Here is a 20,699-nt window from a genome sequence, read left to right on the forward strand (position 1 = left end):
TATCTCCAAGACTTACCGCTACGCTAGTCGTAGCGGTAAGCACGATGGCAACTTTTACAGCTCGCTCCTACCTCTGAAAGCGCGCGTGCGGTATCACGGGGATCCTGTTGTTCGGCCACCTCTATCAAATTGGCGATTTTATCCTCAAGGTCGGTAAAACCGTCAGTGAACTGATCCCACTCCTCCCATATAGAGGCCCGCGCTTCAGAACCACTGCCGTGTGTGCCCTCAATAAAGGCAGGCAACAGGCGTTGCGCACTGGCGCGCTCTTGCAGCTCAAGCAATCGCGGCGTTGCGGCTTCAATATCTTGGTTATTGATGAGATCAAAGCGCAGCTGACGCACCAGACTCTCAATATCTTTAAGCTCTTCGCGGCGCCAAATCACGGCTTCGCGTTCGTTTGCGAATGGCGTATCGCTAACCGCCTGAGGCATGGCTAAGTCACTTGCCTCATCGCCTGCCCAAGCCAGCGGCATGGATAAGATTAGTGCCAGGACGCTGGCTGTCGCACTGCGCGGGGAAGCCCACTGTAAGTGATAGCGCTGCTGCATAATGGCTTCCTGTCGATGATGCGTTGGTAAAATGGCTAATGAAGTGCGTTTTATCCTATTGGACACGTGACGCCAGTCCCTTTTAGCCCACAGTAGCCATTGGGATTTTTATCGAGGTACTGCTGATGGTAGGCCTCTGCGTAATAAAAGGTTTCAAGTGGCTTTATCTCAGTGGTGATCGCCCCTCTACCCGCCTTATCGAGTGCCTGCTGATACGCAGCTGCACTCTGCTCGGCTGCCGTTTGCTGCGCTTCACTGGTGGTGAAAATAGCAGAGCGGTACTGGGAACCAATATCGTTGCCCTGGCGATTACCCTGGGTCGGATCATGCTGTTCCCAGAAAACCTGTAGCAATGTTTCCAGATCGATTTGCTTAGGGTCATAAATTACCCGCACCACTTCTGTGTGGCCAGTACGCCCTGTGCACGTCTCCTCATAGGTGGGGTTTGGGGTTTCTCCACCAGCATACCCCGCCGCGGTGACATAAACGCCTGGTAGTTGCCAAAACAGGCGCTCTACGCCCCAGAAACAGCCCATACCCAGCACTATCTCTTCATGGCCCTCGGGAAATGGCGGATGGAGCGAGTGCCCATTAATAGTATGCACCTGGCTTGTTTCTATGGGCGTATCACGACCAGGCAGTACCCGGCCTGAACCAGAGCTAGCGTTTGAAAATAGTGACATATCGCCCTCACTTATTGCTGCTGAATGATTTCGGGATTACCGGAACGGGTAAAGGTGTAGATTAAATCCACCGCTTGATTGGTACCCGACACGGCCTGCACATAAAGGTTACGCCACAGCGTGTAGCGCAGTGTTAGTTCGGCAATCGGCGAGAAAAGTCCCACACCGTAACTAATTCTAAGATCATCGGTGAGTTGACCACTGACAGCGACTTGACTGTCGTCACCGGCTCCGGCGGTATCCAGCGTCAAGTCATCAATACCGAAGGCTTCACCAATGGAACCTACCGCCCCGCCGGTACGCCCTAACGACATACCAATCAACGCGGTGGTCAGGGCGCTATCCACCCCGCCCCCCGAAGCATCAGGCGCGCGACCCCGTAATAGGTAAGAAAGCGCGCGGGACTCGTCCATTGCGGGTTCAGAAAAGATCAGTACGTTCGGGGCTTCGGCGCTGCCGGTTACCCGCAAGCCCGCAATGACATCATCTTCGGTGACGTCAGGGTTGCGAATGGCTTCGAAGTCGAGTGTTGGCAACCCTGGCGGCCCGCTAAACAGCAGTTCACCGCGTCGAATAACCAGGTCTTGGCCGAACGCCTGAAAACGACCGTCGACCAAATTAACGTCACCAAACAGCTGCAACGCCCCGCTGCTTTGGCGAATTTCCAGCGCGCCTCCCAATCCGGATTCCAGGCCGTAGGCTGAAATTTGCATATCACGGCCCAAGGTTAAGGTCACCAGCACATCAATCTCCATGCCAGTAGCGGCCAGTTCATCCGCGGCGCTGGGGCCTTCCTCATTGGCAGCCGCCCGCTGAGCCTCAATTTCTGCCTGGCGATCATCGCGTTCAGTAATAATCACTTCATCGCCACTTGGGGTCACCGCTGACGAGGGCATATCGCCAATTTCAAGCCGTGCCCAGGGCAAATTCACATCCCCCCTTACTTGCAGCCTTTCCGGCGTGACCCGGATACGGATATCAGGCGCGACTTCAAGACGTCCAAACTGAGGTAGCACGACCAGGATAGGCTCCTGCACAGCATCCAGGTCGATGCCAATCCGCCAGTCATCACCGCTTGGCCAATAAGCATCACCGGTGATTTCCAAACGCCCGCGCTCAGCGGCCAGATAGCCGTCAATATCCCCCTGCTCACCGTCGAAGGAGACCACCAGTTCGCCCCCCTGAATATCCACAGGAATATCCGGGCCACTTACCCCGATACCGCGTAGGCCGAGCTGGCCCTGTAAATCAGGGGCCGCAGTGGTGCCGGTAATTTGCACGCTGCCCGATAAATCGCCTTCTAAGCGATCCATTCCCACCAACATGGGTCGATAAGGCTGCAGAGACACGTTGTTTGCACGTAGTTCACCTGATAATGCGCCGGCCCCCAATGGGTCGTTGACCGACAGGTCTAAGTTGAGGTCACCCGCCTCAGCTAGCGAGAGCGATACATTGGCATCCGCCTGAGATTGGGTGGCTTCAATCTGAGCGTCTAAACTGATTTCCGGCAGTTGCACAGGCTGGCCATAATCATTAACGGCAGTAATCGCGAGCTCGCTAAGAATTTGCAGATCAGCCTGCCATCGGGCTCCACCCTGGCGCCAGTTGGCGACGAGATCCGCGGTTGTGTCGCCCTCTAACTGCCACTCTTCCGGCAGGAAAGGCTCCAACATTTCCATTGGCACTTCGCGTACCGTAAGCACAGCGTTGCCCTGTTGTGCAGAAGCGACGATCTCCTCTTCGGAGCAGACCAGCCCACCCTGCTCACGGCGCAGACAGAACGTCGACAGACGTGCCTCGCCATTAGCTAGGTTGTAGCGCACGTCCATAGGGGCTTCAAGGCGAATATCTCCTGCCTCAGAATCAATTTCCATCGGTGTCAAGCGAGCTTGATACAGCTGGTTCTGCTGGTCAAAACGGCCATCCAAAGCAAGCTGCGCCCGGCTAAGAGTGCTGTTGTCGGCGCCTTGGGCGCTCAGCTCCAGCCGATGCTCTGAGAGGCGACCAGCCAGATTTGCTTCGATGTTTGTCAGCGACTGCCCTCCTGCATTGACGTTTTGTAGCGCCAGTTGTACATCCAGAGTAGGATCATCAATGCCCTGTACATCGGCATCTAACGCAAACCGCTCAACGCGGTTTTCACCAAAACGTATGCCATCGCCCTGTAAGTTGGCGAGTAATTGAGGCTGATCAAAGCTGCCGCTAGCCTCTAACGTACCCACAATAGTGCCCGCCAAATCTGGCGAAAGGGTTTGCAGCTGGCGCAGGGCAATATCCGCATTCAATGACATCGCCTGTTGGCTAATTTGCCCCTCTGCTGTTAAGCGATTCTCCCCCTGGGTAAACAGCAACTCGTCAATATCCAATTCCAGATTGCTGTTAGCATCAAAGGCCGCTTGTAGGGTTAGCGGGTAGTCGCGCAGCTCACCTTCGATCGCTAAGTCGGGCACGCTAATAGCCCACAGATCCCCTTGCTGATGCAATCTAAGCTCAATATCGCCGTTTAAATCACCGTCTAGCTGATCGACGAAGTGGGCAGGGTTAAACTGATCCAGACGAATAGTAGTGTTGACCTGAAGCGGCGCTGCCCAACGGATGTTGCCTTCGCTGCGCAGGGAACTCTCGTCGACAGCAAGGGTGAGCGGTTGCCAGCTAAACTGCTCAAGATCGCCCTCTCCAGTGACGTTAATTTGAGTGCGCGGCAGGCTCGGGCCCTCGACCGCCAGAGCCAATTGAGCACTATAATCGCTCAGGCTGCCGGTTACCTGTAGATCCAGGTCATCGACTGTATAGGCTTGGGCTGTCCCCTCTTCAGCGCTGGTATCGACGCTCTCATTGCTACTCTCATCTGTACTGACAGGCAAAGGCCACTGTAATTGGTCACTTTGTAGCTGCAGTTGGAACGGCAGCGTCGGGGCGAGTGCGTCGACTTGCCCCCTCAAGGATGCATTGACCGCGCCGGAAGCGTCCAACTGCGCTTCAAGCGCATCCAGTGGGCCAGACAGCATCAAGGTTAAAGACTCACCACTTAACGCTGGGTATATCTCGGGTAAAAAAAGTTCGACTGCTAAACGTGCTTCGAGCGGATAATTGCCGTTTAAAGTGGCATTCGCGGTTAATTCAGCCTCGGCGTCCGGGGTAACAACGGAAAGCTCGGTGACTTCGACGTGATCACCTTCGGTCAGCAACCCAAGCCGCAGCCGCTCGACGCGATACTCGGCGGCCCCTTCCAATCGAAAATCGTTAAGCGTGAATTCAGGTAACTGGATATCAACCGGTAGCGTGATCTCTGGTAGTTCCAGGCGCTCGCGTTCTTCAAGCTGCTGCTCTGGTGATTCCACTGCCACCAACGCCTCTTGGGGTGGCTGGTTGAGCAGGATAGCACCATCGATGGCTTCGGCCTGAAGCGGTGTTTCAATACCCTGGGTTAGTAGAACGCCCGATGAGGGTAGTAAATAGAGGCGAAGTTGCTCCAAGTGAGTCGGCGAGAGTCGCACTTCGCTTCCTTCGGCAACGGCGGCTGAGCTAAAGGAGCGCCACGCCACCTGTGTCCCATCGGCTAGCCGTAGGCTAACATCGTCCAGCAGGAGAGAACGGAGCTCGATGGGAAATGGAAAACGAATCGCCAGCGACGACCCCTCCTCTTCGGGAGGTGGCGCTTGCTCACCGGATGGGCCTAGCTGGATGTCGGCGCCCACCACACGCAGTGTGTCGATGCATAAGCGCCCTGACAGCACACAATCATCTGACCACTGGAGTTCGAACTCATCCACGCTTATACGGGTTTCGCCCAGCTGTAGCTGGAAACCTTCGAGCTGAAAATGGTCGAGCAAGCCACCTTCATGATGCGCGTAGGAGAAAAAATCACGCTGCTCACCCTGGGAGAGCAGCACGCCGGTGCCCCAGGGAGATAACGCCACCCCAACCAGTAGCGCCACAATGCCGAACAGCCAAATGGGTAGCACGATAACCAAACGCACAAAGCTCCAGAGCAGAAGCCAAGCGCGATAACGGGGGGACAACATACGGCGTTTATCAGATGTAGCTGGTTCAACCTGCGACAAGTCTCTCTCCTAGAATTCCGGCCCGATGGAAAAGTGCAAACGCCAATCGTCTTCGTGGTCGAAGGGGTGGGCGATGTCAAAACGTATTGGCCCCACCGGCGAGACCCAGCGCACCCCGGCACCGGCACCGGTTTTCAAATCATTAGGCCCCCAGTTATCAAAGGCGTCGCCGTTATCGACAAAAGTGGCCCCCCACCAATCCCCCGTCACCCGGCGCTGATACTCCAGGGTCGAGGTGAGCATTTGCTGCCCACCGCGCAGTCGGCCCTCATCATTGCGGGGAGATAAGCTCTCATAGGAGTAACCGCGTACACTGCGATCGCCACCCGCGAAAAAACGCAGCGATGGCGGTATTTTGGCAAAATCATCGGTTTCAATGGCGCCTACACTTACGCGCGCCAAGAAGCGATTATCGTTGCCGACCATACGGATCCACTCCGTATCTCCCGTGATACGAGCAAATGTCGCATCCGATCCCCAAACGGTGTCCGAATACTCTATCGAGAGCTGCTGGCGGTCACCCCATAATGGGAAGCGCTGAGGGCGTGTTCGCGTACGTGACCACTGAATGCCGGGATAGAACAGCCATACCTCATCTGCCTCGCCGCCCTGTTCGAAGTCCTCATAGGTAGTACGAAAATAGAGGGTTTGTACCCAATCATTATCAAACTGCCACCGACGAGCCAGTTCAACGGTGCCTTCTAGCGACTTGGTGTCGCTGTCATCGACGTTACGAACCCCATACTGAAGCCGATAGCTGTCGCGAAGCGGATCCTCAAGGGGCACGTTGTAGACACCGGTAAAACGCTGCTCCGGGGCGGATAAATAGAGGTCGTGATCAAGACTATGACCATAGCGGTTAATCCATGGTTGATCCCAACCAAACCGCAGCCTTGGCCCTACATCAGTCGCATAACCAATACCCACTTCGAACTGGTGACGATCAGCAGGCGTTACGCTGATATCGATAGGTAGCTGAGCATCATCGCGCTTATTAATACGCAGCGCGCTAGCAAGTGCTGCGCTGCTTAAACGTGGTCGCTCAGGCTGCGATGCAGTGGCTTCACTCCACCAGGGGGCACCACCGCCAGAAGGAGCGATCGATAACTCTTGGGCTGTTTCAAGACGGGGACGAACAGAGACCGAGCTGAACCAGCCGGTTTCAGCGAGCGATTGATTATATTCCGCTAGGGATTGGGCCAAATAGGGATCGCCTTGCTCGAAAGGCTGCATGCGCCGCAACCTGTCTAGCTCAATATGACTGCCGGTGATAGAGGTGGCACCAAATTGATATCGGGGACCGCTATCAAAATCCATATAGAGTCGCGCACTTTGCAAATAGGGGCGTACTTCCATACGTCGATCAGTAAACCCCCAGTCAAAGTAGCCACGCTCGATAGCCAATCCTGAAAACTGACTGCTCAAGCGATCCCACGGGGCATGGCGCAGCGCATCCCCCTCCTTTAGTGGAAAGTCCTTTACGGCCTGTTGAAAAGGGGGATCTTCGCTTGCATCGCCCTCCACATTGATTGACAGAATTTCAATTTCAACCTGGGGGCCCGGCTCGATTTCAAGCCAGACGCGCTCATCCGTGGCCCGCTCAAGGGTTATGTCAGGCTCGTAGTAGCCATAAACACGCATTGCTTCCTGGGTGCGTCGGCGAACTTCGCCCTCCAGGCGCACCTCAGTATATTGCGCTGCATCGATGTTCTGTAAATAGGCTTGGATATTGCCTTCGACCTCATTGGAAACGCCCTCGATGGTCGCTTCCAAGGCCCATGCGCCATGCGATATGCATAATAGCGGTAGCACCGCAAAAAACGTGCGTCCAGTGGCTAATGTCCATTGCCGTTGTCTTCCCATACATTTTTATCCCAACCTAAATCAGCGGCTTCATCGCCTAAACATTGCCATGCATTGGCATGTCAACGCTTAGGCAGTCGCACTCATACACTCGATGCAATTCGTTAACGCAACATCTCTAGCTGGGCACTGAACGCAAGCTGTGCTTGTCGTACTTGGCGCACATCGCTTTCCAGCGAATTCAGGCGTTGAGTCCACTGTTGCTCCAGTTCTTCCAGGGCTGCCTGATCTGCCGGGGCTTCGACCGCTGCAACGGACGTTTCCAATTCATCAAAGCGATCCTCAATTGCAGCTCTCTGGGCTGACAACTGCTCTTCCCAAGCAGTGGTCACGCTATTGAGTTGGCTATCCAGTTCCTCGATCCGCTGTTCGGTCAATTGCTCCAGATGGGAGACCTCTGCAACGAGATTTTGACGACCCGATGCCCCCGTTTGTTCCAAGGCGTCAAGCGATTCTCGCACCGCCATCAATTGGCTGTCGCGCAATTCGGCTTGCTCCCTAAGCTGAGACAGCTGCTGCATCAGCGTGTTGATCGAGTCGCTTGAGACCGTGTCCTCACTAGTGGTGAGGAAACCGTATAACTCTTCCCGGGTGGCTGCCAACGAGGTGGCAAGCTGCTCCTGCTCTTGGAAGAGTGTCGACATCTGAGCTTGTACAAAGGTTATCGTATCTTGTACATCTGTGTCATCCGAATCCAACCGAGCATGCACATTAGAGACCTCCCCACTCACCCGGTGAATCTCATCCAGCAGTCGTTCACGTTCGTACCACAGTCCAACTGCCGCCGCGCCCAATAGCGCAATGATCAGCAGCAAACATAGCCATAACGGCCATATTGTCGGCCCTTTTCGATGGCGTAGATGTTGCGCCGTCAAGCTTTGATCCACATCGGGCACAATACGAGAGGATGCGGTAGCGTCTGGCATGACATTTCCTCAAAGAGTCTTCGGGTCGGCACGGCGGCCAATACCTCGGTACATTAATCCACAGCTGGCAACAAACTCAGGATCGTAAATATTGCGCCCATCCAATACGAGTTTAGCGTTTAATAGCGAGCCGAGTCGGTGCCAGTCAGGGTTCCAATACGTTTTCCATTCGGTCACCAGCATCAGGGCATCGGCCCCCTCACAGGCCTGATAGGGGTCATGGGTATAAGTCACCAGGTCGTCACGCTCGCCTACCAAAGCGCGCAGAGCAGGCACCGCCGCTGGGTCGTGAAGCTGAACGTTAACCCCCTGCGCCCACAGCGCTTCAAGCAGCGTTAATACCGGAGCATGGTCAATACGCGCAGTGCCGGGTTTAAACGCGGCGCCCCAAATCGCCACTGTTTTACCCGCCATCTCGCCAGCAAAGTGAGCCCATAACTTGCGGAACAGGGTCTCTTTCTTCTGCTCGTTGATATCCATCACCTGCTCAAGCAGCGCTGAATAACGGCCACTTTGTAGCTGAACATCGGCCAGGCGAATCAAATCCCGTGAGAAGTTAGGCCCGCCAAACCCACACCCGGGGTACAGGTATTCAAAACCAATACGCGAGTCGGCGCCCATCCCCTGCCGGACATGCTCCACATCCACCCCCAGAGTATCAGCCAAGCCCGCAATTTCATTCATATAACTGATGCGCGTAGCGAGCATGCCGTTAATCGCCAGCTTAGTGAGCTCCGCCGCGCGGCGCGGCATACACTGGAAGACCTCGCTGCGGCGATTAAAGGCGCGTAATAGCTCCCTGGTTACCTGTTCGCCGGTGGCATCATCACACCCCAGCAGTCGCCTGGAGGGACGGGTAAACGAGTCCCACGCCCGGCCCTCTTCCAGCGTATCAGGGAGTGCCACGCTAGTGTGCTGGGTGCCCATCAACGCATGTAGACGCTCGGTCTCACCGACGGGAAACGTTGAGTTATTGATAAGCACAATGCCCTGCTGATCAGCCAGTAGCGAATCTTCAACAAGCGTACTGGCGGAATTGCGCTGTGCGGGCGATAACGCCAGCCAGATCACTTCAGGAATGATCGCATCCTTAAGCTGATCAATGACCTGCAGAGTCCCTTCCGCCAACCCCTGTTCAAGGTGCGCCATTAGTTGAGGTTCGCTACGTAGCCAATCCACCTGAGAAAGCACTGACCAGGGCGCATCGGAATGAGGTAACCACTGCACCTGATGGCCCACCCAGGCTAACGCAGCGGCTGCCGTCGCGGCGCTTAATTCGCTACCGTAAAGTAACACCCTCATGGGTTACTCTCCTTGGTGGTAACGTGACAGCAAGGCTTTGAAGCCCTCGCCAAACTCAGGATGCCGACGCGCATAGGCAAGGGTGGCTTCAAGATATCCCAGCGGCTGACCGCAATCGTAGGTAGTGCCCTGCATGCGATAGGCCTGGACGCCCGACTGTTCGCGTAGCGTTTCAAGCGCATCGGTTAGCTGGATTTCACCACCGGCACCGGGCTTAGTGGCTGCTAAAATAGGGAAAATATGGCCCGGCAGCGCATAACGGCCAATCACCGCTAAATTTGAGGGCGCTGCATCACGCTTTGGCTTCTCCACCATACCCACCAGATCTGCCGATTGATTAGGCGCGGGCACATCACCGGCAGGCGCCACGATGCCATACTTTTCGACGTGTTCCCAAGCCACCTCTTCCACCATCAGTTGCGCTGTTTGCTGCTGATCATAGGCTGCCAACATGCCCGCCAAGTCGGTCGCTGGGTTGGCACTATTATCGACCAGCACGTCGGGCAGCAGCACGGCAAAAGGTTCGTTGTCGCCAATGATCGGGCGAGCGCAGAGCACCGCATGGCCCAGCCCTAACGGTACTCCCTGGCGAATGCTGATGATGCTGACATTATCTGGCACCAGGTTGCGCAACATCTCCAAAAGTTCGTGTTTACCTTTTGCTTCCAGGCTGGCTTCCAGCTCGGCGTGGGTGTCAAAGTGGTTTTCGATCGCGCTTTTATTACTACTGGTGACCAGTACAATTTCGCGAATCCCCGCGGCTATCGCTTCTTCAACGACATATTGAATGACTGGTCTATCGACAATCGTAATCATCTCCTTTGGAATAGCCTTCGAAGCCGGCAAGCAGCGGGTGCCAAACCCAGCGACAGGAAGTACGGCCTTGCGAATCATAGAGAGGTCCTTTTCATGCGTTCCGACACAGGAGTGGTTAGAATGTCCATAATACTGAAGGCGTGGATGGATGCCACCTCGCCAATGGACGATAACCAGTGCAAATAGATTATAACCAGTGATTAAGCGTCAATGATTGCTTAATGCTCAATGACAATGGGAGTCACAACATGCAAGCGACACCACAGGATAGCACTGCTGGTCACTATCAAGGCAACGTCGATGCAGGCGAAGTCGCTAAATTTGAAGCACTCGCCAGCCGCTGGTGGGATCCGCAAGGTGAATTTAAACCGCTCCACGAAATTAATCCCCTGCGCCTCGACTTTATTGATGCGCGAGCGGGACTGGCGGGTAAAAAAGTGCTGGATGTAGGTTGTGGCGGTGGCATTTTAAGTGAGTCCATGGCCAACCGCGGGGCTAAAGTGACGGGCATTGACCTGGGTGAAGCGCCATTAGCCGTCGCCAGATTGCATGCGGAAGAGCGCGGCGTTGAGATTGATTACCAACACATCAGCGTGGAGGCTATGGCAGCTCAAAAACCGGGGTTTTACGATGCAGTGACCTGCATGGAGATGCTTGAGCATGTCCCCGACCCGGCATCCGTCATTCGCGCCTGTAGCGCCCTGGTTCGTCCAGGTGGCTTTGTATTTTTCTCTACCCTGAACCGCACCGCCAAATCTTACGCGTTTGCCATTTTGGGCGCTGAGTACGTGCTTAGACTGCTCCCCCGGGGCACGCATAACTATGCGAAATTTATTCGCCCTTCAGAAATGGCAGCCTGGTCTCGAGACAGTGGTTTAGAAGTACGTGAACAGACAGGCCTGACCTACAATCCGCTAACCCGCCACTATCGTCTGGTCAGCCATGATGTTTCGGTCAATTACATGATGTACTGCCGTAAGGTAAGCGACTAAATGCCGATGCATGCGCCTCAAGCCATACTCTTTGATCTAGACGGCACCCTGGTCGATACCGCGCCAGATTTAGCCCAAGCAACGAACACGCTACGCATTCACCATGGCTTAGACCCACTCCCCTTTGACGTGATTCGCCGACAGGTCTCTAACGGCGGGAGTGCGCTGGTTACATTGGCCCTTGGGTTAGAAGCCACCTCGGATGGGCATACTCAGGCACGCCAATTTCTGCTCGATACCTATGAGCAGGCTGTCGCTGTACACAGCCGGGTTTTCTCGCCACTCGATGTATGGTTGAAAGAGTGGCATGGCGATCAACGCCCCTGGGGGATTGTGACCAATAAGCCGCGCCGCTACACCCTCCCTCTGCTGGAAGCCTTGGCGCTTCAGCCAGGCGCCCTGCTTTGTGCGGATGACCTAAGTGTAAAAAAACCAGCGCCTGAGCCACTTTGGGAGGCTGCCCGACGGCTAGGCGTTGAGCCTGAACAGTGTTGGTATATCGGCGATCACGCCCGAGACATTGAGGCTGCCGTCGCTGCGGGGATGACGGCCGTGGCCGTTGGCTACGGCTATATCAGCGAAGAGGATGACTACCAGCAGTGGCCTGCTGATTTGTGGTTTGGTGAGTGTGACGCGCTGGTCGATGCCCTGAACGGTTTCAAACGCTAGCGATAACTTCAAGCGCTTGATTACCGAGGGCATCGACTCTTATAAGGCCTGCAATCAAGCGCTATACCCGGGGCGGCTGGGCATCAATTTTTTGGCCGCTGGTGCCTGCACTGTCTGGCCCCATAAGCCACAAGTAGGTCGGCATAATGTCTTCTGGTGCGCGAAGTGTGAAAGGATCTTCACCGGGAAACGCAGTACGGCGCATTTGGGTGCGTGTCGCTCCCGGATTGAGCGAATTAACCCGGATGTTGGTCTGATTATCCAACTCGTCGGCCAGCACCTCTACAAAACCTTCAGTGGCAAACTTAGATACGGAGTAAGCACCCCAATAGGCGCGACCTTTGCGGCCAACGCTGGAGGAGGTAAAAATAACCGACGCATCATCGGACGCCTGCAGCAGAGGCAGTAGCGCCTGGGTCATCCAGATGGGCCCATTAATATTGACCTGCATGACCTGCTGCCAAAGCTCGGGATTGTACTGCTCAAAGGGCGTGATGCGGCCTAACAGCCCAGCGTTATGCAGCAAACCGTCCAAGCGCCCAAACTCTTTATCCAACGTCTCCGCCATATCATGGAAATCTTTTAGTGTGGCGCCCTCAAAGTTAAGCGGAAAAATCGCTGGCTGTGGGCCACCGGCCGCTTCGATTTCATCATAGACACGCTCTAACTTGGCAATAGTGCGCCCCAACAGAATCACCGTAGCGCCGTGCTGGGCGTAGCTCAACGCTGCCGCACGGCCAATGCCGTCCCCTGCGCCGGTTACCAACACGATGCGATTTTCCAATAGGTTGGGCGCTGGTTGATAGTCGATCTTGCAGCTCATGCTGATTCCCTGAAGCAAAAATAGATCAAAAAATATTAACTTGCTGATTGGCGTAAGAAATCGTTAGCAAGGCCTGCAGCACTACTTTGCGGATAATCATCGCGCACTTGCTCAAGCAACTCACGGCTGCGCTCTGCTTCGCCTTTACGCGCCTTCACCAAGCCTAACTTATACATCGCATCCGGCACTTTACTGCTGCCGCTATACTCCTCGATCACGCGGCTAAACGCCTGGTCAGCGGCATCCAGCTCGCCCTCTGCCGCGTATAGCTCACCCAGCCAGTAGTGGCCATTAGCCGTTAGACTAGTATCAGGATGGTCGCTCACAAAGGCTTCAAAGGCCGCAATCGCTTCGTCAAAACGACGTGCCTGAACATGCGCAAAGGCCGCTTGATAATCGGCTTGGGCATCTTCACTCACATTACGGCTAGAAGGTGCATTGACAACTTCCTCGGCGGCTTCAGGTTCTACCGCTGGCGTTGCCTGCTCGATCTGGGTTGGGCCGCTGCTCATAAGGCGATCTTCAATGTCGAGATACTGCTGCTGCGATTGGCGACGCAGCTGTTCCAACTGGTGGCGCAACTCTTCAATCTGCCCACGTAGCTGCTGGATCTCCTGCTGGTGCTCCTGCACCTGGTTAAACAGTACAAGATTGCCGCTTGACGCTTCCTGCCGCTGCGTCTGCTGGTAGAAGCTGCTGTTGGAAGTGTCAGCGGAAGAGTTAGAGAGATCTTGTACGAGCGGCTGTTGAGCGGTGGCCGTTAGGGACAATACGGACAGCGGGAGCGCAATGGCTCCCGCACCGCACAGCCTCCCAACGTAACGCTTGAGACTGTGATTCATGATGACTCCGGAGACGTAAACGGCGTGCGGTTAACCGCACGCCGGATTCATCAGTGGTTAAACACTCAATAGTTAATGCTTAGTAGTTAAACACAACACGACGGTTCTGAGCGTAGGCACTGTCGTCTTGACCGTTGACGGCCGGACGCTCTTCGCCATAGCTAACCACGCTCATTTGTGAAGAAGAAACACCCTGGATGTTTAGGAAACGCTGCACGGCGTTAGCACGACGCTCACCAAGTGCCATGTTGTACTCACGGGTACCACGCTCATCCGTATGTCCATGGAGAACCACCTGGGCATTAGGGTTGGCACGCAAATAGCGCGCATGAGCCATTACCACAGATTCGTACTCACTCTTGATCGTATCGCGATCAAAATCGAAATAGATCGTGCGTACCTCTGGAATGCGTGAATCAGCCTGCTGACCAGCACCGGAACCAGAAGTAGAGCCATACTGACTGCCTGTGCCTGTACCCGAGGTGCTGGAACCGGTTGTGCTGCCATCCTGGCTACCGTACGAGTCACCGTCTTGGGTTCCGCCGGTGCTGGAACAGCCAGCAATTACCACGATAGATAGCGCTGCTGCTAATGAGCGAGCCAACGGTTTAATTTGCATAATCAGACTCCTTGCCTGAAAACTAAAAATTTCGATATCAATCAATTGATTTGATCAATTTAAGAAGGGTGACCAAGCTGGATCACGGACATCGCCTTGTGCTGATGGCAGCCTGAATGAAGAGCGGCCATCGGCAGACACAGCACTTAGTACCCCACTATTACCCTGTTGGGTAGCGAAGATTACCATGGTCCCGTTCGGCGCAACACTAGGAGATTCATCTCTTGTTGATTCACTCAACACCACCAAGCGATCGCCACTTAGATCCTGCCTCGCTACTTGGTAACCTCGGCTAGAGCGGTGAATCAAGAATATCTGCTCGCCATCCGGTGAATAGCGTCCGCGGGCATTGTAATTACCGGTAAATGTCAGGCGCTGAGCCTCTCCACCACCCAGCGTGTATTGATATAGCTGTGGGCCGCCGCTGCGATCCGAAGTAAACAACAGGCTGCGCCCATCCGGCGCCCAAGCGGGTTCCGTGTCAATGCTGTTGTTATTGGTAATGCGCTCAACGGAACGGTTGGCAACATCCATAATGTAAATTTCAGGCTGGCCATCTTTAGACAGCGACATGGCAATACGTCGCCCATCCGGTGACCACGCTGGCGCACCATTTATGCCATCGAATGAGGTAGCTTGTACGCGCTGGCCGGTGGCCACATCCTGAATATAGATTGCCGGACGCTCAGTCTCAAAGGAGACATAGGCAAGCTTGGTACCATCAGGCGACCAAGCGGGTGACATGATCGGTTCATCTGAGGTCAACACCTGCTCACTACGTCGGCCATCGGCATCGGCAACGTACAGACCAAACTGCATATTGTCACCAATACCTTGGGCTGTGACGTAAGCAATTTTGGTGGAGAACGCACCACGGATATCGGTAATCTCTTCAAAGATTTGATCACTGATGTAGTGGGCAGCGCCACGCAGATCATTGCCCCGAACCGTTACGGTTTCACCTATCATCCGGCGCTGCCCGCTAATATCCATCAGTTCGAACTGTAGTTCGAAGCCGCCGTCAGTTTGTGCCGCCCGACCGACCACAAGGTAGCGAACGTCGAGCGAACGCCAGGTGCCGAATTGCACATCGTCAGATTGGCTCGGCTGCTCGAACATAGCGCTACGCTCTAGAGGAGCAAAATAGCCACTGCGTTCAAGGTCATCCTGGACAATCTGGGCGACATCTTCGGGCAGGCCGTCTGAGCCAGCGAACGGCACTACCCCTATCGGCAACGCCTGATCACTGCCCCGCGTGATCTCAATGGTTAAGTTAGCGCTAGCCACACTGCTAAAAGTGATCAGCAAGCATAATAACCAAAACTTTTTTAACACTTGAGTTTGCATCAACGGACTCCCCCTGGGGAAAAGTTCAAAGTGATATTGCGTCGGATTTCGCGCTGTTGAGCGTCTGTTAACTGTAGTAGCTCAGAAAACGGTGCCGCTTGCTCGACCGCCTGAACAATGGATTGGTCAAAGGCATTATCGCCACTTGATGATGTTACGTTTACTAATAATACCTCCCCCGACGGCCCCAGACGCACATTAACAGAAGCCCGCATACTATCACTCGATCCAGCGGGAATTATCCAAGCTTGTTCAATAGCTCGTTTCATTATGTTACTGAAATTATTCGCCGCCTGCTCAGCTTGCTGGGCGTTGGCTGCCGCTTCTGCCTCACCGGCCAGCTGGCGTTGCATGGCCGCTTCTGCAGCTTCCGCTGCTTCGCGCTGCCGCTCGGCTTCTGCTTCACGACGCTGCTGCTCTTCGGCTTCACGCTGGCGTTGCGCTTCTGCCTCGCGCTCCCGCTGTGCCTCCTCTTGCTCTCGAAGGCGCTGCTCTTCAGCCTCGCGTTGACGCGCGGCCTCCTCTTCTTCACGGCGCTTCTGCTCCGCCGCTTCACGCTGGCGTTCAGCTTCTTCCGCCTCACGACGCTGCTGCTCTTCAGCTTCGCGTTGACGAGCAGCCTCTTCCTCTTCACGGCGCTGCTGCTCTGCGGCTTCCTGTTGGCGCTGTGCCTCTTCCACTTCACGCTGGCGCTGCGCGGCAGCTTCCGCTTCAGCTTCACGTTCAGCCGCTTCTGCCGCCTGTTGCTCAGCTTGAGCTGCCGCCTCTTCAGCCCGACGCTGGGCCTCAGCCTCCGCGGCCGCACGTGCTTCTTCTAACGCTTGTGCTTCAGCTTCCGCCGCCTGCTGGGCGGCCTCTTCTGCCGCTTGCTCCTCGGCGGCAGCCTGCTCTTCACTGGCTGAAGGCTCTTCCGGGGCATCAGGCTCGGTGGGTGCTTCGGCAGGCGCATTCATTGCCGCTTGCTCTTCCGTTGCCTGCTGCGCCTGGTCAGTAAAGGTTTCGGTGCTTACCAGCGTTGCCTGTACGATCGAAGAGCTATCAGGCTCTGCGTTTCGACTAGGCAGGCTAATCAAGCTAAACGCTACAATTGCCAAGTGCACACCTATCGCCAGAACAGTCGGCCACTTATAGCCGACATCTTGGGGATCGCGCGGGGATTTCAGTGCCATGTGCGCCTTGCCCTTACCCATCTTGCGGCGGCTCAGAAAGCAGCCCCACATTAGCGACGCCGGCGCCTTGCAGAGTGCTCATCAATACGACGATCTGTCCATAGGCCACGTTGCGATCACCACGAACCATGACCGGCGTACCTGGACTCCGTTCAAGAATCGTGGTCACTCTTGACGACATCTCCTCCAGCGTGACCGAGGTGGAGTCTTCTCCCAGCGTAATGAAATACCCACCGTCGCCATCGACCGAGATAATGATAGGATCATTATCTTCCTGGGTATCAATGGGCTGAGAAGTGACTTGCGGCAACTCAACTTGTACGCCCTGGGTCAGCATGGGCGCGGTGATCATAAAGACCACCAGCAGTACCAACATAATGTCAATGAAGGGGACAACATTAATCTCCGCCATTGGCTTGCTTTTACCGCTACGATTGAATGGTCCTTGCATGGCTCTCTCCCTTAGCTGGCGCTCGGTTTGCCGTCACGACCTTGCAAGTTGCGGTGCAGGATAGCGTGAAACTCTTCGGCAAAGTCTTCATATTTGCCCAGCAGGCGAGAAGATGAGTTGGATAGGCGGTTATAGAAAATCACCGCAGGAATCGCCGCAAATAGGCCCATGGCTGTGGCAATAAGCGCTTCAGCAATCCAAGGAGCTACCGTAGCAAGGGTCGCTTGTTGGGTCAGTGATAGTGCCTGAAACGACCCCATGATGCCCCATACAGTGCCGAACAAACCGATATAGGGGCTGGCTGAGGCTACCGTGGCAAGAAACACTAAATGCTGAGTTAAGCGATCCTCTTCACGAGACCACGCGACCCGCATGCTGCGTTGCACACCTTCCAGCACGGTATCCGGATCACGGGTTTTAGGCATCAAACGGTTAAACTCGCGGAAACCGGCTTGAAAAATATGCTCGGCTCCATGGCGTGGGTCATCAGCCGGGATCTCACGGTAAAGCTCATTTAAGTCGACACCAGACCAAAAAGACTCCTCAAACTGGTTGTACTCTTTTTTGGCGCGGCCCAGCGCAATACTGCGCTGAAAAATCACTACCCAAGAGAGGATTGACCCCACCAGCAGTAGCAGCATTACCAGTTGCACCACAGTGCTGGCATTCATTATCAAATGGGGAATGGACATGGTGTTATCGTTCACAGGTGCCCTCATCAATCTATTAGGGTCGGGATTGCCGACGCAGTGAGTGACCTCTTGGTTAAGAGGCCTGGGTCAAAACGTTAAGCGATGCAGGCCATGCCTTTGGCCGTAAGCGCTCGGTGCTCAAGCAAGCTATCTCGACTGTGGCAGAGCAAAGGAGTTCCTCTCCACGCCAAACTTGCTGTTCAAACGTCATCCGGCAGCGCCCCACTTCAGTCACGTGGGCACTAATTTCCAACGCGTCGTCCAGGACAGCCGGTTTCGCGTAGTGGCAGGCCAAGCGGTATACCACTAGCTGCGTACCTTCGTCTAGCAGCGTTTGCTGATTAAGGCCCAACTGGCGAAGCCATTCGCTGCGGGCCCGCTCCATAAACTTCAAGTAGTTAACGTAGTAGACAATACCGCCTGCGTCAGTATCTTCCATATAAACGCGCAGCGGTAGGCGATAACCTTCGCCTATGCTGTTGCCACTCACGGACGGCGCTCTCCTTCCATATCGGTTGCCTGCTCGTGCGGCACTCGCTCAAAGTGCAACCACGCCTGGCGGGTCACTACCCGGCCACGGGGGGTGCGCATCATCAAACCCTGTTGAATGAGGTAGGGTTCAATAACGTCTTCGATGGTGTCACGCTCTTCACTGATCGCCGCGGCAAGTGAGTCAATGCCCACCGGCCCACCGTCAAACTTATCGATCATGGCCAGCAGCAGCCGCCGATCCATATGATCCAAACCGTGGTGATCCACGTTGAGCATATTGAGCGCCGCATCGGCCATGGCGACATCGACGACGCCGTTGCCTTTCATTTCGGCGTAATCCCGCACCCGGCGTAGCAAGCGATTGGCAATTCGCGGCGTGCCGCGTGAACGTCTCGCGACTTCAATGGCACCATCATGGCTGGTTTCAACGCCTAACAGGCGCGCCGAACGCGAGACAATTTCCGTCAGCTCTTCAAGATTATAAAACTCCAGCCGTTGAACGATACCAAACCGGTCACGCAATGGAGAGGTCAATAGCCCTGCCCGGGTCGTGGCGCCCACCAGGGTGAAGCGGGGGAGATCCAGCTTGATCGAACGCGCCGCAGGCCCTTCACCAATCATGATGTCGAGCTGAAAATCTTCCATGGCCGGGTAGAGCACTTCCTCTACCACCGGCGACAGGCGATGAATTTCATCGATAAAGAGTACGTCGCCAGGCTCTAAATTAGTCAGCATGGCGGCTAAATCGCCTGCCCGCTCAAGCACCGGGCCGGAAGTCGACTTCATACCGACGCCCATCTCGGTGGCAATAATATGCGCGAGGGTCGTTTTACCTAGCCCAGGGGGGCCAAACACCAGGGTATGATCCAGGCTCTCTTCGCGCAGCCGGGCGGCGCCGATAAAGATTTCCAGTTGTTCACGCACGCGCGGCTGGCCAATATAATCATCCAGCCGCTTGGGGCGAATAGCGTAGTCAATGCGCCCCTCCCCCTGTTCAGGCTCAGCGGCGATCAGCCGGTCGTGTTCTAGCATAGGTGCTCTTCTTTAATGGCGATTCAAAAAGGGCTTAGCCGCCCATACGCTGGGTCAGTGCGGCCTTAATCAGCGCTTCAGTGGACTGATCAGGGTCGATGTCGGCAAGCATTTTCGACGCCTCAGTCAATTTATACCCCAAGCTAACCAAAGCGGCTTCCGCATCGGCAAGATTATTGCGGGCAGAGGCACGACCATTGGTTGATTCGAGGGGGAGTAGCGCGTTGCTACCATCTTCCCACTCTGGAAAGCGGTCGCGCATTTCAATTATCAGCCGCTCAGCGGTTTTCTTACCCACCCCTGGCAGCGTTGTCAGCGCTTTACTGTCGTCATCGCGCACGCAACGCATAAAGGCGTCTTCGTCCATACCCGACAGTATGGCGAGTGCTAGCTTGGGCCCGACACCATTGACCTTGATCAAGGCACGAAACAGCGCACGCTCGTGCTCCCGGCCAAACCCATACAGTAGGTGGGCGTCATCACGAATGGTTAGATGAGTGAATAACGAAACGCTCTCGTTTACCGCAGGAAGCGCGACCAGCGTATTCATTGAGGTTTCCAGCTCGTAACCTACACCATGAACATCGATCACAATCCAGGGAGGTTGCTTTGCCACTAGCTGGCCACTCAGACGTCCAATCATAAATTTGCTCGCACCGGGGTGAAAAAAGTGAAAAACAGTAGAGTCAAAAACAGAGGGTTACTATAAAGCGACTCTGTACAGGTGACCAGTAGTTCAGCCACCGGTACAGGGGGAATTAAAGCCGCCAGCGTCCGGTTGAGCGGCGGCGGCCCCGAGATGGCGCGGCGGGCAAGCCATGGCTGCTAAGCACAGAACCGTTATAAGCATGGGTTAACGCAATGGCTAACGCGTCGGCGGCGTCAGCTTGGGGAGTGGCAGAGAGCTGCAGAATAGCGGTCACCATATGCTGCACCTGCTCTTTATCCGCGCCGCCCTGGCCGGTCACCGCCTGCTTTATCTGCCGCGCAGCGTACTCGGCAAGACTCAGACCATGGTTAGCCATACACACCATTGCTGCTCCCCTCGCCTGCCCCAGTTTGAGCGCAGAATCGGGATTCTTGGCCATAAATACCCGCTCAATGGCGACTTGAGAGGGACGATGTAAACCGACGACTTCACTTAGGCCGGCATAGATTTGCGCTAAACGCTGCTCTAACGCCCCTTCTGCAGTGCGAATACAGCCACTTGCCACATAGCAAGGTTTAACCCCGACCACATCGATCACCCCATAGCCAGTCACCCGAGAGCCGGGATCAATACCCAGTATGCGGATTGGTAGGGCCGACGGTGTTGGATCCATAGCATCAATGCTCATGTCAGCGTTTTACTGAGTAACCTACAAAA

Annotated in this window: 20 protein-coding genes; 2 read left to right on the top strand and 18 right to left on the bottom strand. The window is 55.2% G+C overall.

Going from position 1 to position 20,699, the window contains the following annotated elements; translation table 11 throughout:
- Positions 1-23: 23 nt before the first annotated feature.
- The 7 genes from JI62_RS17760 to galU all read right to left on the bottom strand — a co-directional run bounded on the left by JI62_RS17760 (position 24) and on the right by galU (position 10,283).
- Positions 24-551, bottom strand: coding sequence for a c-type cytochrome (locus JI62_RS17760; protein WP_088701455.1), 528 nt, complete (start codon positions 549-551; stop codon positions 24-26).
- A 50-nt stretch (positions 552-601) separates the two neighbouring features.
- Positions 602-1,234: a peptide-methionine (S)-S-oxide reductase MsrA gene (gene msrA, locus JI62_RS17765; RefSeq protein WP_088701456.1), complete on the bottom strand. Its 633-nt coding sequence runs from the start codon at positions 1,232-1,234 to the stop codon at positions 602-604.
- A gap of 11 nt (positions 1,235-1,245) precedes the next feature.
- A complete protein-coding gene (tamB, locus tag JI62_RS17770; RefSeq protein WP_170938598.1) occupies positions 1,246-5,259 on the bottom strand; it encodes an autotransporter assembly complex protein TamB in 4,014 nt (1,337 codons plus the stop codon).
- Positions 5,260-5,307: 48 nt separating this feature from the next.
- The gene (tamA, locus tag JI62_RS17775) at positions 5,308-7,161 is read right to left on the bottom strand and encodes an autotransporter assembly complex protein TamA (RefSeq protein WP_088701458.1); all 1,854 of its coding nucleotides are present in this window, start codon (positions 7,159-7,161) and stop codon (positions 5,308-5,310) included.
- A 104-nt stretch (positions 7,162-7,265) separates the two neighbouring features.
- The gene (locus tag JI62_RS17780) at positions 7,266-8,087 is read right to left on the bottom strand and encodes a hypothetical protein (RefSeq protein ID WP_088701459.1); all 822 of its coding nucleotides are present in this window, start codon (positions 8,085-8,087) and stop codon (positions 7,266-7,268) included.
- Positions 8,088-8,096: 9 nt separating this feature from the next.
- Positions 8,097-9,389, bottom strand: a complete 1,293-nt coding sequence (locus JI62_RS17785; protein WP_088701460.1) for a nucleotide sugar dehydrogenase — start codon at positions 9,387-9,389, stop codon at positions 8,097-8,099.
- Positions 9,390-9,392: 3 nt separating this feature from the next.
- Entirely contained in the window at positions 9,393-10,283 is an 891-nt protein-coding gene (gene galU / locus JI62_RS17790) for a UTP--glucose-1-phosphate uridylyltransferase GalU (protein ID WP_088701461.1), read from the bottom strand.
- Between the two features lie 170 nt (positions 10,284-10,453).
- On the opposite strand from galU, the gene ubiG reads away from it, so the two are divergent.
- Together ubiG and JI62_RS17800 are read left to right on the top strand one after the other, a co-directional pair.
- Positions 10,454-11,197 (top strand): bifunctional 2-polyprenyl-6-hydroxyphenol methylase/3-demethylubiquinol 3-O-methyltransferase UbiG, encoded by a 744-nt coding sequence (ubiG, locus tag JI62_RS17795; RefSeq protein ID WP_088701462.1) that lies wholly within the window; start codon positions 10,454-10,456, stop codon positions 11,195-11,197.
- A complete protein-coding gene (locus tag JI62_RS17800) occupies positions 11,198-11,866 on the top strand; it encodes an HAD-IA family hydrolase (protein ID WP_088701463.1) in 669 nt (222 codons plus the stop codon).
- A 61-nt stretch (positions 11,867-11,927) separates the two neighbouring features.
- Here the strand turns inward: JI62_RS17800 and JI62_RS17805 are convergent, their stop codons facing one another.
- From JI62_RS17805 to ruvC, 11 genes are all read right to left on the bottom strand, one after another.
- On the bottom strand, positions 11,928-12,689 hold the full coding sequence (locus JI62_RS17805) for a YciK family oxidoreductase (RefSeq protein ID WP_088701464.1): 762 nt from the start codon (positions 12,687-12,689) through the stop codon (positions 11,928-11,930).
- Between the two features lie 35 nt (positions 12,690-12,724).
- Positions 12,725-13,531, bottom strand: a complete 807-nt coding sequence (gene ybgF, locus JI62_RS17810) for a tol-pal system protein YbgF (RefSeq protein ID WP_088701465.1) — start codon at positions 13,529-13,531, stop codon at positions 12,725-12,727.
- Positions 13,532-13,610: 79 nt separating this feature from the next.
- Positions 13,611-14,150 (bottom strand): peptidoglycan-associated lipoprotein Pal, encoded by a 540-nt coding sequence (gene pal / locus JI62_RS17815; protein WP_088701466.1) that lies wholly within the window; start codon positions 14,148-14,150, stop codon positions 13,611-13,613.
- A 54-nt stretch (positions 14,151-14,204) separates the two neighbouring features.
- A complete protein-coding gene (tolB, locus tag JI62_RS17820) occupies positions 14,205-15,497 on the bottom strand; it encodes a Tol-Pal system beta propeller repeat protein TolB (RefSeq protein WP_088701467.1) in 1,293 nt (430 codons plus the stop codon).
- Complete coding sequence (tolA, locus tag JI62_RS17825) at positions 15,497-16,666, bottom strand: cell envelope integrity protein TolA (protein ID WP_240513292.1); 1,170 nt, start codon at positions 16,664-16,666, stop codon at positions 15,497-15,499. The genes tolB and tolA overlap by 1 nt, the downstream gene beginning before the upstream one ends.
- 13 nt (positions 16,667-16,679) lie before the next feature.
- Positions 16,680-17,117: a protein TolR gene (gene tolR / locus JI62_RS17830; RefSeq protein ID WP_088701468.1), complete on the bottom strand. Its 438-nt coding sequence runs from the start codon at positions 17,115-17,117 to the stop codon at positions 16,680-16,682.
- Between the two features lie 11 nt (positions 17,118-17,128).
- Complete coding sequence (gene tolQ, locus JI62_RS17835; protein ID WP_007114222.1) at positions 17,129-17,824, bottom strand: protein TolQ; 696 nt, start codon at positions 17,822-17,824, stop codon at positions 17,129-17,131.
- Positions 17,825-17,882: 58 nt separating this feature from the next.
- On the bottom strand, positions 17,883-18,299 hold the full coding sequence (gene ybgC / locus JI62_RS17840; RefSeq protein WP_276206579.1) for a tol-pal system-associated acyl-CoA thioesterase: 417 nt from the start codon (positions 18,297-18,299) through the stop codon (positions 17,883-17,885).
- Positions 18,296-19,333, bottom strand: coding sequence for a Holliday junction branch migration DNA helicase RuvB (ruvB, locus tag JI62_RS17845; protein WP_088701469.1), 1,038 nt, complete (start codon positions 19,331-19,333; stop codon positions 18,296-18,298). Before ruvB ends, ybgC begins: the two co-directional genes overlap by 4 nt.
- 34 nt (positions 19,334-19,367) lie before the next feature.
- A complete protein-coding gene (ruvA, locus tag JI62_RS17850; RefSeq protein ID WP_088701470.1) occupies positions 19,368-19,976 on the bottom strand; it encodes a Holliday junction branch migration protein RuvA in 609 nt (202 codons plus the stop codon).
- 115 nt (positions 19,977-20,091) lie between these two features.
- Positions 20,092-20,655 carry a crossover junction endodeoxyribonuclease RuvC gene (gene ruvC / locus JI62_RS17855; protein ID WP_088701471.1) on the bottom strand — a complete coding sequence of 188 codons (564 nt, stop codon included), beginning with the start codon at positions 20,653-20,655 and terminating at the stop codon, positions 20,092-20,094.
- Positions 20,656-20,699: the final 44 nt, after the last annotated feature.

Origin of the sequence: Halomonas campaniensis (assembly GCF_002211105.1) — a bacterium.
In the GTDB taxonomy this organism is placed as follows: Bacteria; Pseudomonadota; Gammaproteobacteria; order Pseudomonadales; family Halomonadaceae; genus Vreelandella; species Vreelandella campaniensis_A.